At 64.2% G+C, this 12,107-nt stretch carries 14 protein-coding genes; 5 read left to right on the top strand and 9 right to left on the bottom strand.

Annotated features, from left to right (window positions below):
• Window positions 1–507, bottom strand: a 507-nt coding sequence (locus VFB18_RS13735; protein ID WP_324976392.1) for a DUF4760 domain-containing protein, incomplete at its 3' end; no start/stop codon positions are given.
• A 461-nt stretch (window positions 508–968) separates the two neighbouring features.
• Here VFB18_RS13735 and VFB18_RS13730 point away from each other — a divergent pair.
• Entirely contained in the window at window positions 969–1,226 is a 258-nt protein-coding gene (locus tag VFB18_RS13730; RefSeq protein ID WP_324976389.1) for a hypothetical protein, read from the top strand.
• 4 nt (window positions 1,227–1,230) lie between these two features.
• Here VFB18_RS13730 and VFB18_RS13725 read toward each other — a convergent pair whose 3' ends face one another.
• From VFB18_RS13725 to VFB18_RS13700, 6 genes are all read right to left on the bottom strand, one after another.
• Entirely contained in the window at window positions 1,231–1,797 is a 567-nt protein-coding gene (locus VFB18_RS13725) for an HNH endonuclease (RefSeq protein ID WP_324976387.1), read from the bottom strand.
• A gap of 130 nt (window positions 1,798–1,927) precedes the next feature.
• Window positions 1,928–2,593, bottom strand: coding sequence for a phospholipase (locus tag VFB18_RS13720; RefSeq protein ID WP_324976384.1), 666 nt, complete (start codon window positions 2,591–2,593; stop codon window positions 1,928–1,930).
• Between the two features lie 11 nt (window positions 2,594–2,604).
• Complete coding sequence (gene bfr, locus VFB18_RS13715) at window positions 2,605–3,105, bottom strand: bacterioferritin (RefSeq protein WP_324976380.1); 501 nt, start codon at window positions 3,103–3,105, stop codon at window positions 2,605–2,607.
• 108 nt (window positions 3,106–3,213) lie between these two features.
• A complete protein-coding gene (locus VFB18_RS13710) occupies window positions 3,214–3,453 on the bottom strand; it encodes a (2Fe-2S)-binding protein (RefSeq protein ID WP_324976379.1) in 240 nt (79 codons plus the stop codon).
• Window positions 3,454–3,538: 85 nt separating this feature from the next.
• Window positions 3,539–3,895, bottom strand: a complete 357-nt coding sequence (locus VFB18_RS13705; protein ID WP_324976376.1) for a hypothetical protein — start codon at window positions 3,893–3,895, stop codon at window positions 3,539–3,541.
• A 28-nt stretch (window positions 3,896–3,923) separates the two neighbouring features.
• Window positions 3,924–4,571 carry a DNA-3-methyladenine glycosylase 2 family protein gene (locus VFB18_RS13700; RefSeq protein ID WP_324976373.1) on the bottom strand — a complete coding sequence of 216 codons (648 nt, stop codon included), beginning with the start codon at window positions 4,569–4,571 and terminating at the stop codon, window positions 3,924–3,926.
• A 111-nt stretch (window positions 4,572–4,682) separates the two neighbouring features.
• Between VFB18_RS13700 and VFB18_RS13695 the strand changes: the two genes are divergently transcribed.
• Window positions 4,683–6,011, top strand: coding sequence for a response regulator (locus VFB18_RS13695; protein ID WP_324976370.1), 1,329 nt, complete (start codon window positions 4,683–4,685; stop codon window positions 6,009–6,011).
• Here the strand turns inward: VFB18_RS13695 and VFB18_RS13690 are convergent.
• Together VFB18_RS13690 and VFB18_RS13685 are read right to left on the bottom strand one after the other, a co-directional pair.
• Entirely contained in the window at window positions 6,008–6,184 is a 177-nt protein-coding gene (locus VFB18_RS13690; RefSeq protein ID WP_324976367.1) for a hypothetical protein, read from the bottom strand. The genes VFB18_RS13695 and VFB18_RS13690 overlap by 4 nt on opposite strands.
• Before the next feature lie 146 nt (window positions 6,185–6,330).
• The gene (locus VFB18_RS13685; RefSeq protein WP_324976365.1) at window positions 6,331–8,373 is read right to left on the bottom strand and encodes a protein meaA; all 2,043 of its coding nucleotides are present in this window, start codon (window positions 8,371–8,373) and stop codon (window positions 6,331–6,333) included.
• 427 nt (window positions 8,374–8,800) lie between these two features.
• On the opposite strand from VFB18_RS13685, the gene ccrA reads away from it, so the two are divergent.
• The 3 genes from ccrA to VFB18_RS13670 all read left to right on the top strand — a co-directional run.
• Window positions 8,801–10,105, top strand: coding sequence for a crotonyl-CoA carboxylase/reductase (ccrA, locus tag VFB18_RS13680; protein ID WP_414675737.1), 1,305 nt, complete (start codon window positions 8,801–8,803; stop codon window positions 10,103–10,105).
• A gap of 42 nt (window positions 10,106–10,147) precedes the next feature.
• Complete coding sequence (locus VFB18_RS13675) at window positions 10,148–10,435, top strand: hypothetical protein (protein WP_324976359.1); 288 nt, start codon at window positions 10,148–10,150, stop codon at window positions 10,433–10,435.
• Window positions 10,436–10,588: 153 nt separating this feature from the next.
• Window positions 10,589–12,107, top strand: a 1,519-nt coding sequence (locus VFB18_RS13670) for an acyl-CoA dehydrogenase family protein (protein WP_324976357.1), incomplete at its 3' end; no start/stop codon positions are given.

Genomic DNA, 12,107 nt, shown 5'->3' with positions numbered 1-12,107 from the left:
CTCAAACTCGACATATATCTGCGGGATTCCGTAGTCGGCGCGAAGCGTGACAACATAGGGACTGGCAGCCACCCAATCCCTCACTAGTGGAGACCGCATGTAGCGATAAAGGAACTCTTCGTCGAGAATCCCTCGGCGTATCCCAATTGCTATGGTCTCATAGTCATTGAGGATGGCACGAATGGTGCTCGCGTTCTTATTGTGTTGGGCTTTTTCAGTGTCAGTTGCACGATCGGACGAAGGTTTGGCGTACAGCGCAAGTCCGTCCCCGCAATCGCGAAGCTTGATGAACTCTATGCGTTTCTCGATGTAGTCGCGATCCCAATTATTTCCGTGGACGGTTTCGAATGTTAGACGTGTGGCTGCTATCGCTCGTTGCTCGTTTATCGTACGCACGCCGAGCCGAAACGTTGCAATCCCGATCCAGATTGCGGCTACCCCTGTGAGACCCAGTACGAACGCCTCTTGCGTTATTGTCCCCAAAATCAAAGGCGCCGACTCAGTCATGAATCGGCGCCTTCATATTCGGCAATGTCGGGGACCGGGGAGGCGTCCCCAGGAACCCGATTAGCCAAACCATCCTTCACGGATACGCATGGCTCCACTCCTTTCGGGCTGATTGCTTGCACGGTACTGGATACCCGTTAACGTGCAATTGTAAGGGCAGTTGCTTGATGCCGGAATATACGCATCAAACCGCGGGCGCTCAAGGACAGAGAAATTACAATTGATCCATAAAGTTAGCTCTCCAAATCGGGGCCTTAGATGCACATTTGTCACAGCCATTTGCCACATTCAAACTAGCCCACTACCGGAACTCGATTGTCGCCTGTGAGTTTAGATTCGCGTGACCGCAACCATGGGGGGAGGGGGAAATGGGCTGCTCAGCTTGCGGGGTATCCTGCGACAGTCCCTGCGCAATCATTTGCTATTCCGATTGTTCAGTGTGTTGGGTCGACGCGCCGGCGATGGCCGCGAAGATGGTGGTCGACATCAAGAGCGATGCGCTCAGGAGCGGCCGCGAGATGCGGTTGACCGGATCGACCGCGGTGCGCGCCTGCATCAACGACATGCCGGTCGACCGGCTCGCCGCTTTTCTCGCCTTGATCTATCCGGAGCGGCGGTTGGGACGGCCTGCCGCTGAGACGAAAGCCGTCAGCAAAACGGCGGCGGGAACGCTCGATGAGGTGATTGACCAGTTGGGCTTCGGAGCGCCCGCCGATTGATTGCTTACGGCTCGAGCTCGGTATCCCAGTAGAGATAGTCGAGCCAGCTCTCGTGCAGGTAATTCGGCGGGAACAGCCGGCCGTTGCGGTGCAGCTCGAACACCGTGGGCCGGTAGGGCTTCTGCGCCGGGTGCATGTGCGCCTCGCCGGGCAGCTTGCCGCCCTTCATCAGGTTGCACGGCGCGCAAGCCGTGACCACGTTCTCCCAGCGCGTGAGCCCGCCGCGCGAGCGGGGCACGAGATGATCGAAGGTGAGGTCCTTGTCGTCGCCGCAATACTGGCAGGTGAAGCGGTCGCGCAGGAACACGTTGAACCGGGTGAAGGCGGGATAGAGCGCCGGCCGCACGTAGTTCTTGAGCGAGACGACGCTCGGCAGCTTCATCTCGAAGGTGGGAGAGCGGACGGAGCGATCGTACTCGGAGACGATGTTGACGCGGTCGAGGAAGACGGCCTTCACCGCGTCCTGCCAGCCCCATAACGACAGCGGGTAGTAGGACAGTGGCCGGTAGTCGGCGTTGAGGACAAGGGCTGGGAACGTGCCGGGGGCGGCCGATGCGGTTGCGACGTTCAAGGCGATCAATCCTCGGTCTTGCCCGTCGCACCCGGGCTTAAAAAGCCTCCTTATGGCGCGGCATACTATAGGCCCATGTCATGAATGTGAAGGGCCCCATATGCTGTAGCTTGCCGCGGTGGACGGGCGCTCAGTGCCCCGCGCTGGCGAAGGCTTGGCGCAAGAACGCGCCGCCAAGCCGCAGCCCCTCGCCGTCGATGCCGTGGCCGATGCCTTCAGCCACGTGCCACTCGACGGGGAGCCCGGCCTTGGCGAGTTGCTCGCGGGCGAGGAACATGGCATCGACCGGGATGACCTGATCCATGTCGCCGTGAACGAGGAGGATGGCGGGGCCGACGCCCGGTCCGCCCGGAAGGGCCTCGAGCGCGGCGAGCGCGCCGGAATAGCCGACGATCGCAGCCGGCGGGGGGTTGCGGGTCAAGCCGACGCCGAGCGCCATCATCGTGCCCTGGCTGAAGCCGACGAGCGCGAGCGCGCGCGGGCTTAGACCGAGCCGCTTCAGCTCGGCATCGAGGAAAGCGTCGAGCGCGGGCGCGGCATGCTTCACCCCGCGCACGAGCTCGCCCGCGTCGCGGAAGGTGAGGTTGAACCATTGCCGCCCCATGGGCGACATGGCGCACGGTTCCGGCGCGTGCGGCGAGACGAAGGCGGCATGCGGCAGAATCCTCGCCCATTCGCGCCCCAAGCCGATCAGGTCATTGCCGTCGGCGCCGTAGCCGTGCAGGAACACGACAAGTTGCTTCGCCGCGCCGCCTGCAGCCGGCGGCAGCCTCGGTCCGTCAAGAGCGAGTGCCATTCAGCGCGCGCTTATTTCGGCTTGTTCTCGCCGGCCTCGTCGGACGAATCGGCGTTGAGCTGGCCGTAATTCTGGATGCCGATCTCGTTCAAAAGATTGAGCTGGGTCTCGAGGTGATTGATGTGGCCCTCCTCGTCGGCGAGGAGCTCCTCGAACAAGTCCATGCTTACGTAATCCTCTTCCTTGCGGCAGCAGGCCCGCGCCTCCATGTACAGCGCCCGCGCGCTGTACTCGGCTTTCAGGTCGCATTCGAGGATCTCCTTGATGTTCTGTCCGATCATCAGGGGATCGATGTGCTGCATGTTGGGAAAACCCTCGAGGAAGATGATGCGGTCGACCAGCTTGTCGGCGTGCTGCATCTCCTCAATCGACTCTTCGCGCTCCTTCTTGGCGAGCTTGGTGAAGCCCCAGTCATCGAGCAGCCGGTAATGCAGCCAATACTGATTGACGGCGGTCAGCTCGTGGGTGAGCGCCTTGTTGAGATATTCGATGACCCGTGGGTTCCCCTTCATTCTTCAATCCTCCTCTCAACCTTTATCGCCATCATGGCCTGTTCGAGGCGCCTCGCTCAAACGAAAAAGCTTCGATGCTGACGAGCATCATCCCGCGAAGTTCCGCCGTCACGGCTCCTCGGTCCCGCCGCGATGGGGCACGGAGGCGGCCGCGCCTGGACCCTCCTCGTCATAGGCGACCATGAGCTTGGTGACGAGCGGCAGGCAATTGCCGCAGGAGGGACGCTTGCCGAGATAGCGATAGATGGTTCCCGGGGTCAGCACCACGAAGGGGTCGGCAGTGCGCAGCGCCGAGACTGCTTCGGCGATGTCCTTTGAGGTGATCATGGAGCAGGAACAGACGATCATGCCCCCTCTCTAAGGCATGAGAGGGCAGTTTGTCGTCAATGATGCGCTCGAGCCTTAATCCGCTGCCGGCACTGCGGCAGTTCGGTCAATGAACGGATGAAGAGCTGCCGCCGCCGCGCGGCTTTTCGATCACCGTGCCGGCGTGCACAATGTGATTATGCTCTTCCGTGTGCTCGCAGGTGCATGGGGACCCGATCGGCTCGTCATCGCCCCAATGGCAGAAGCCGCTCTTGCCGAAGGCCGTGCCGTTGTTCTCGCGCCAGGCACATAGCCGCTTGTGATTGATGATGGTGGCCTTGGTACGAAGGTCCACGACGGGAGCGACCAGGCCGGCGGGCGGTTGAACGCGAAGGGGCAACGGCGATGCCAGCGGCGCAGAGCCGGGGGGACCGATCAGGAGGCAGGCTAAGGCGATCAGCGAAACGGCAATGAGTGAACGCATGGGTGTCCTCATTCGTTTGCAACGGACATCACGCAGGCAGCAAGGCGGCTTTCCGCCTCACGCCATAATACGCCCAAAGGAGACGCGCCGCGACCGAACGCCAGGGACGCCAAGCTTCCGCGACCTCGACCATCTCGTCGAGCCCGGGGCGGGCGCCGAGACCAAGCGCGTCTCTCACCGCGTATTGCAGGGCGAGATCGCCGGGGGACCAGGCGTCGGCCCTGGCGAGGCAAAACAAGATGTAGATGTCCGCCGTCCATGGGCCGATGCCCTTGAGCGCGGTGAGCGCCGCGTGGATGTCCTCCTCGGACGCATGGGTCAAAGCCTCGAGATCGAGTGTGCCGTCCTCGACGGCGGTAGCCACCCCCTTGAGCGTTGCGATCTTGCCGGCGGAAAGCCCGGCGCGGCGCAGGTCGCGCTCGGGCGTGGCGAGTAGGCCGGACGCCGTGAAAGGGCTAAGGCCGGCATCGAGGCGTCGCCAAATGGCCGCGGCGCTTACGACGGAAAGCTGCTGAGCCACGATCACGCGGGCGAGGCCCTTGAAGCCCGCAGGGCGGCGGCGGAGCGGAGGGTCGCCTGCCACCGCATGCACGCGCGACAGATGCGGGCAGGCGGCGACGAGGGCCGCCACGCCCGCCGCGAGATCCGCCTTGGTCCTGATCCTGCGAATGGCCAAATTCCTGGAGCTTTCTCGCTCCTTAACAGTTCGGTGCGGCGGCAGTTTAGCCTCCTCTTAAGCGATGTGTGCCAGGCTCGGCAGGAGGTAACCCAACGGGCGGGGCCACCCATGCGGCCAGAAGACTTCGAGCCAGGCGATCTCTTTGCGCAGATCCAGAATCTGGTCGAGAGGCTCGCCGAGGAGCGTCGCGCACGCGAAGCGGCGGAAGGCGCCGAGCGATCGAAGTCCGAGCTTCTCGCCATGATCGGGCATGAGCTCAAGGCTCCGGTCGAGACGATCGCCTCGGTGAGCGATCTGCTGCGCTTGAGCCCGCTCGATCCCGCCCAGCACCGTTATACCGATATGATCGTGCAGTCGTCGCAGAGCTTGCGCAGCGTGGTCGACGATATCGGCGACCTCACCAGACTCGAGGCGGGCCGCTTCGATCTCGCTCGCTCGGAGTTCGATCTGCACGCGATGATCGGAGAGATCGGATCGGCGCTGCAGGCGCGCGCGAGCGCGAAAGGTCTCACCAGCGGCGTCGATATCGGAGCGAGCTGCCCGAAGCTCGTGGTGGCCGACGAACTCTGCATCAGACAGGTGCTGATTACGCTGCTCGACACGGCGCTCAGGTCGACATTCGACGGCTCGGTGCGGCTGCACGCGAGCGCGATCGACGTGAACGGGGTGTGGCGGCTCCGCTTCGACGTGACCGACACCGGTAGAGGCTATAGCGCGGCTGAGCGCGCGCAATTGTTCAAGCCGGTGCTCAAGGTGCAGAGCGCGGCCAGCGCCGAGCGCGAGGGAAGCGGGCTCGAGCTCGCCATCGCGCGGAAGCTCGCTCTTCTGATGGGAGGCGAGGTCGGCTGCGACAGCGCACCCGGCAAGGGAAGCCTCTATTGGTTCACCCTCATGGCTGGGCACGCCGGGCAAGCGTTCTCCGCCGCCCGGCCTGAGCAACAGGAAGGGGCAGCGTGTGACGAGCCGATTTTGGACCTCGCCGAGGCGGAGGCCGTCGCGAGCGAGCCCGTGCGCGAGGCCGAGCGGCAGCCCAAGCTCTCGGGCCGAGTGCTCGTGGTGGAGAACAACGCCGTCAACCGCATGCTGCTCGGGACCTATCTCGACGAATTCGGTGTGAGCTACGAGATGGTCGCGACCGGGGCCGCGGCGCTGCTCAACCTGGCCACCAAGCGCTACGACCTCGTGCTGATGGACATGAAGATGCCCGACCTCGACGCCATCGAGGCCACGAAGCGAATCCGCGCCCTGCAAACGCCGTCAGCCGAGGTGCCGCTTGTCGCCCTCGTCTCGGTCAGGGGCGACAATCGCGGCGCCTATCTCGCCGCCGGCGTTGACGCCTATGCGTCGAAGCCGATCAGAGGGCGCGAGCTTCACCGCGTGCTCGCCCGGTTCCTCCGCGAAGGGGAGGGCGAAGAGCCCGCGCTGCTCGCCGGCTAGAGGGTGTCGATCAAGACACCGGCAAGCAGGATCAGATAGGCGATCAACAGAAGCCCGAGTGCGTAGCCGGTGAAGAACGGCAGCGGCACGATCATGCCGAGGACGACGAGGGCGGCGATGACGACGGACACGAGGAAGGTCTCGCGCCGCGGCGTGCTCAAGCGAAAGTTCATGGTGGTCCCCCCTTTGCTTCAAGCCGCCGATTCTAGTGCGTAATCGGGCCAAATCAATTCGTCAGGCCCGTGCTTGTCGCGGGCATCCACGATTTTAAGGACGTGGATGGCCGGGACAATCCCGGCCATGACGACACCGGCAAGCACTAGGTACCCGATACCGGGACCTTCTCGCGGGCCTTGAGCGGGGGCACCGGAACGCCCGCGTTCACCAGCGCCTCGGCCTTGGCGTCGACCAGCTTCACGATGCCGAGCATGATGTCGTTGAGCTGGTAGTCCTTCGGCGTGTAGATCGCAGACGCCCCGCATTGCTTGAGGATGTTGACGTCCTCGGGCGGGATGATGCCGCCGACCACGACCGGAACCTCGCCCATCCCCGCCTCGCGCAGGCGCTGCACCACCTCGCGCACGAGCGGCACATGGGAGCCGGACAGGATCGAGAGCCCGACCACGTGGGCGTTCGCCTCGCGCGCCTGCTGCACGATTTCGGCCGGCGTCAGCCTGATGCCGTCATAGACCACCTCCATGCCGACGTCGGTGGCGCGCACGGCGATCTGCTCGGCGCCGTTGGAATGGCCGTCGAGGCCGGGCTTGCCGACAACGAAGGTGAGGGTGCGGCCGAGCTTGCCGGAGACCTTCTCAACCGCCTCGCGCACGTCTTCCAGTCGCGCCTTGTCGATCGCGTGCTTGGCATGGATGCCGGTCGGTGCGCGGTATTCGCCGAACACTTCGCGCAAAACCTGGCCCCATTCACCGGTGGTGACGCCGGCCTTGGCGGCGGCGATCGAGGGCGGCATGATATTGCGCCCTTCGGCCGCGGCGGACTTCAGGTCGATCAGAGCCTGGCGCACGGCCTTGTCGTTCCGATCGCGCCGCCAGGCTTGAAGGGCCGCGACCTGCTCGATCTCGACCGATTCCGGCACGGTCTGGATGCCCTCGATGCCGCCCGCCGAAAGAGGCGAGGGCTCGGTCTCGGTATAGGCGTTGACGCCGACCAGCACCTGCTCGCCTTTCTCGATGGCCTGCACGCGCGCGGCATTGGAGGCGATCAGCGCCTCCTTCATGTAGTCGATGGCGGCGACCGCGCCGCCCATCGCTTGCAGCTTGGCAAGCTCGGCGCGCGCCTCTTCCTTGAGCTCCTCGACCTTGCGGTCGATCTCCTTCGAGCCGTCGAAGATGTCGCCATATTCGAGCAGGTCGGTCTCGTAGGCCACGATTTGCTGGAGCCTCAGCGACCATTGCTGGTCCCAGGGCCGGGGCAGGCCGAGCGCCTCGTTCCAGGCGGGAAGCTGCACGGCGCGCGCGCGCGCCTTCTTCGACAGGGTGACGGCGAGCATCGAGAGCAGGATGCGATAGACGTTGTTCTCGGGCTGCTGCTCGGTGAGCCCGAGCGAATTCACCTGCACGCCATAGCGGAAGCGGCGAAGCTTCTCGTCTTCGACGCCGTAGCGGTCGCGCGCAATCTCGTCCCAGAGATCGACGAAGGCGCGCATCTTGGAGACTTCGGTGATGAAGCGCACGCCGGCATTGACGAAGAAGGAGATTGAGCCGACCACCTGCGGGAACTTTTCGGGCGGCACCTCGCCCGATTTCTTCACCTCGTCGAGAACGGCCTCGGCGGTCGCGAGGGCGAAGGCGAGCTCCTGAGCGGGCGTCGCGCCTGCCTCCTGGAGATGGTAGGAGCAGACATTCGTCGGGTTCCATTTCGGCATCTCGCGGTTGGTGTAGACGATCACGTCCTTGATCAACCGGAGCGACGGCCCGGGCGGGAAGATGTAGGTCCCGCGCGAGAGATATTCCTTGAGGATGTCGTTCTGCACCGTGCCGGTGAGCTTGGCATGGTCGGCGCCTTGTTCCTCGGCGAGAGCGATGTAGAGCGAGAGCAGCCAGGCGGCCGTCGCGTTGATGGTCATCGAGGTGTTCATCTCGGCGAGCGGGATGCCCGCGAAGAGATGCCGCATGTCGCCGAGATGGGAGATCGGCACGCCGACCTTGCCCACTTCGCCGCGGGCGAGGATGTGGTCAGAGTCGTAGCCCGTCTGGGTCGGCAGGTCGAAGGCGACCGAGAGCCCGGTCTGGCCCTTGGCGAGGTTCCGCCGGTAGAGTTCGTTCGAGGCCTTGGCGGTCGAATGGCCGGCATAGGTGCGGAACAGCCACGGCTTGTCCCGTTTCGGTGAGTTTTCGCTCATGACTTGCTCGAGTGGTTCGGCTTACCGGCAAAAAAGCATGGGTGGCCCGGTTCGGCAACCATAGGCTCGCGTCCCTTACCAAGGGAGAAAGCAGAGGCCCTTCCGCCGCCTCGGCGGCCGGGAGATCGGCTGGCTGCGCCCCCAAGCCCAGGGAACGTCTCGCGCGGTCGGGGGTTGCGATGTGACAAAGATGTCGTTTTAACCCCTGGGCAGGGCTCCATCTTTTTGCTAACGCTCCTGCCGCGCCCGGCCAAACCGTGCCGGAATTGTGGAGTTTCGGGCGGGAGGAGGGCGTCTTCGCGGCGCGTCCGCGCGTTAAGCCTTGCTTCCCCCAAAAATGTTGCAGTCGCGAGATGAATGGAACACAATTACCGCAGTGCAAAAACGAGCCGAACACGTCGACGGGGGGGACAATCGGATGAATGAAATGTCGCTAGCTACCGTTTCTCCGGCTACGTCGGCGCCGGCCGGCGCCGTCAAGGATCTCTACGAGATCGGCGAAATCCCCCCGCTCGGTCACGTGCCGAAGAACATGTACGCCTGGGCGATCCGGCGCGACCGCGAAGGGCCGCCCGACGAAGCCATGCAGGTCGAGGTCGTGCCCACGTGGGAGCTCGATTCGCACGATGTGCTCGTGCTCGTGATGGCGGCGGGCGTCAACTACAACGGCGTGTGGGCCTCGCTCGGCAAGCCCGTTTCAATGTTCGATGTCCACAAGAACCCCTACCATATCGCCGGCTCTGACGCCTCGGGCATCGTCTGGGCCGTCGGGTCAAAGGTGACGCGCTGGAAAGTCGGCGACGAGGTCGTCATCCACTGCAATCAGGACGACGGCGACGACGAGGAGTGCAACGGCGGCGATCCGATGTTCTCGACCTCGCAACGCATCTGGGGCTACGAGACGCCTGACGGTTCCTTCGCCCAGTTCACCCGCGTGCAGGATCGCCAGCTGCTTCCGCGCCCGAAGCATCTTACGTGGGAGGAGGCGGCCTGTTACACGCTTTGCCTTGCCACGTCCTACCGCATGTTGTTCGGCCACAGGCCGCATACCCTGAAGCCGGGCCACAACGTCCTGGTCTGGGGCGCTTCCGGCGGCCTCGGCTCGATGGCAGTCCAGCTCTGCGCGACCTCCGGGGCCAACGCCATCGGCGTCGTGTCGGATGAGGACAAACGCGAGTTTGTGATGTCGCTCGGCGCCAAGGGCGTCATCAACCGCAAGGATTTCAACTGCTGGGGCCAGTTGCCGAAGGTCGGGACGCCGGAATTCGACGCTTGGCTCAAGGAAGCGCGCAAGTTCGGCAAGGCCATCTGGGATATCACCGGCAAGGGCGTCAACGTCGATCTCGTGTTCGAGCATCCGGGCGAATCGACCTTTCCGGTGTCGTGCTTCGTGGTGAAGCGCGGCGGCATGGTCGTCATCTGCGCCGGCACGACCGGCTACAACCTCACCATGGACGCGCGCTATGTGTGGATGCATCAGAAGCGCATCCAGGGCTCGCATTTCGCCCATCTGATGCAGGCGAGCCAAGCCAACAAGCTCGTGGTCGAGCGGCGCATCGATCCGTGCATGAGCGAAGTCTTCCCCTGGGAGCAAATTCCCAAGGCGCATATGCGCATGTGGAAGAACGAGCACCGGCCGGGCAACATGGCGGTCCTCGTGAGCGCGCCCTGCACCGGGCTTCGCACCTTCGAGGACGTGGTCGAGGCGAGCCGCGAGATGCACGGCGGCTAATCAACGCGCACGTTTCCGGGCAGCGCGGCGAGGCAAACCACGATGATGGCGCCGCAATATGAAAGAGCTCGGCTGTTGTGCACGGCGATAAACGAAGCTGCGAGCGAATTGCTCGAGCCCATCGACCGCGTCGAGGTCGCGCGCGATCATGTCCTCATCGAAGCCGGCACGCGGCGGCTCGCCTATCGCTATTATTACGCGAATGCGTATGCTCCCGATGGCTCGCCGATGCCCGGGAGTGGACGTTGGGTCGTCGAGAAGACCGATGGCAATGAGATAAGCGCAGGTCGGCTGCAAAAGCTCTTTGCCTGGTTGCGAAAATTGACCTGAACCCTCTCACTTTGGCGCGCTGGCAGGCGCGAGGACCTCCCGGACGAGGCGGCGGCAGGCGAACCATAGCCCGCGAAATCAGGTTTGACTCTATGCGCGGGTCAGGCTTGGTTGTGCCCGCAAACCGCCATTTTCCAAGCTAGGAGCCCGAACTTGACTGCCGTCGAATCCTTGAGCAGCGCCGGAACGGTTAGCGCCTCAGAACTGATTTCACTCCTCGACACTGCCGCAGAGGCCGCCGACGGCCTGCGTCAGCAGGCGGTTGAGGCCGTATCCGACAAGGTATCGAAGGGCGGCACGATCGACGGCGCCGCCTTCGAGCGGGAGCAGCGCGCAGCACACGGTCTTGCCTGGGTTGCGACTTACGCTGCGGCCGTCGAGCAGCTCGCGAGCTATGCCAAGCGCATGGAAGGCGAGGGCCGTTTCGGCGAAACGGAGCGGCTGCTCGCTGCAATCGGCGCCGGCGAATATCTCTCTCAGCTCTTCGGCGGGGTGATGATGAGCCAGGGCGAGATCGTGCGCCTGCACGAGCTTGGCGTGGACGAGAACGACCTCATCGGCTTCATCGCCGCGGCCAGGCCGCTGATCGAGAGCGTGACGCCCGAGACGCGCGCCCGCGCCATCGAATTGATCAAGCACGCGCAAGGCGCCGCCGCCGTCAACTACGGCGACCCCGGCCTCGATCAGACTTACGAGGACATCCGCAACGAGATGCGCCGCTTCTCCGAGGCCGAGGTCGTGCCGCATGCGCAGGAGTGGCATCTCAAGGATGAATACATCCCGCTCCCGCTCATCACCAAGATGTGCGAGCTCGGCGTGTTCTCGCTGACCCTGCCCGAGGAATATGGCGGCCTCGGCCTCGGCAAGGAGGCGATGTGCGTCGTGTCCGAGGAGCTGAGCCGAGGCTATATCGGGGTCGGTTCGCTCGGCACGCGCTCGGAGATCGCCGAGGAGCTGATCCTGAACGGCGGCACCGAGGAGCAGAAGAAGGAATGGCTGCCGAAGATCGCAAGCGGCGAGGTGCTGCCGACGGCGGTATTCACCGAGCCCAACACGGGCTCCGACCTCGCCTCCCTCACCACGCGCGCGGTGAAGGACGGCGACGTTTACCGTTTCACCGGGCAGAAGACCTGGATCACGCACGCCGCACGCGCCGATCTGATGACCGTTCTTGCGCGCACCAACCCCAACGAGAAGGGCTATCGCGGGCTGTCGATGTTTCTCGCGCCGAAGCCGCGCGGCACCGACGCGGATCCGTTCCCGGCGCAGGGCATGAGCGGCGGCGAGATCGAGGTGCTCGGCTATCGCGGCATGAAGGAGTTCGACATCTCCTTCGACGGCTTCGCCGTTCCCGCGGCCAATCTTCTCGGCGGCGTCGAGGGCCAGGGCTTCAAGCAATTGATGCAGACCTTCGAGGCGGCGCGCATCCAGACCGCGGCGCGCGCGATCGGGGTGGCGCAATCAGCCCTCGATCTCGGCCTCCGCTACGGCATGGAGCGCATCCAGTTCGGCAAGCCGATCATCTCCTTCCCGCGCGTGTCCGACAAGCTCGCGATGATGGCGGCGGAGATTCTTATCGCGCGCCAGCTCACCTATTTCGCCGCGCGCGAGAAAGACGCGGGCCGGCGCTGCGATCTCGAGGCCGGCATGGCCAAGCTGCTCGCCGCGCGCG

Source organism: Methyloceanibacter sp. (genome assembly GCF_035650995.1).
GTDB lineage: Bacteria > Pseudomonadota > Alphaproteobacteria > Rhizobiales > Methyloligellaceae > Methyloceanibacter.
Note: the sequence above shows the minus strand (reverse complement) of the source record. Positions and strands in the feature narration are given on the sequence as shown.

What these genes read in the sequence shown, in the direction of transcription:
- VFB18_RS13730 (WP_324976389.1), top strand. Translation starts at nt 969, where the DNA reads ATGGCCGCGAAGATGGTGGTCGACATCAAGAGCGATGCGCTCAGGAGC.
- VFB18_RS13720 (WP_324976384.1), bottom strand. Translation starts at nt 2,593, where the DNA reads ATGGCACTCGCTCTTGACGGACCGAGGCTGCCGCCGGCTGCAGGCGGC.
- bfr (WP_324976380.1), bottom strand. Translation starts at nt 3,105, where the DNA reads ATGAAGGGGAACCCACGGGTCATCGAATATCTCAACAAGGCGCTCACC.
- VFB18_RS13710 (WP_324976379.1), bottom strand. Translation starts at nt 3,453, where the DNA reads ATGATCGTCTGTTCCTGCTCCATGATCACCTCAAAGGACATCGCCGAA.
- VFB18_RS13705 (WP_324976376.1), bottom strand. Translation starts at nt 3,895, where the DNA reads ATGCGTTCACTCATTGCCGTTTCGCTGATCGCCTTAGCCTGCCTCCTG.
- VFB18_RS13695 (WP_324976370.1), top strand. Translation starts at nt 4,683, where the DNA reads ATGCGGCCAGAAGACTTCGAGCCAGGCGATCTCTTTGCGCAGATCCAG.
- VFB18_RS13690 (WP_324976367.1), bottom strand. Translation starts at nt 6,184, where the DNA reads ATGAACTTTCGCTTGAGCACGCCGCGGCGCGAGACCTTCCTCGTGTCC.
- VFB18_RS13685 (WP_324976365.1), bottom strand. Translation starts at nt 8,373, where the DNA reads ATGAGCGAAAACTCACCGAAACGGGACAAGCCGTGGCTGTTCCGCACC.
- ccrA (WP_414675737.1), top strand. Translation starts at nt 8,801, where the DNA reads ATGTCGCTAGCTACCGTTTCTCCGGCTACGTCGGCGCCGGCCGGCGCC.
- VFB18_RS13675 (WP_324976359.1), top strand. Translation starts at nt 10,148, where the DNA reads ATGATGGCGCCGCAATATGAAAGAGCTCGGCTGTTGTGCACGGCGATA.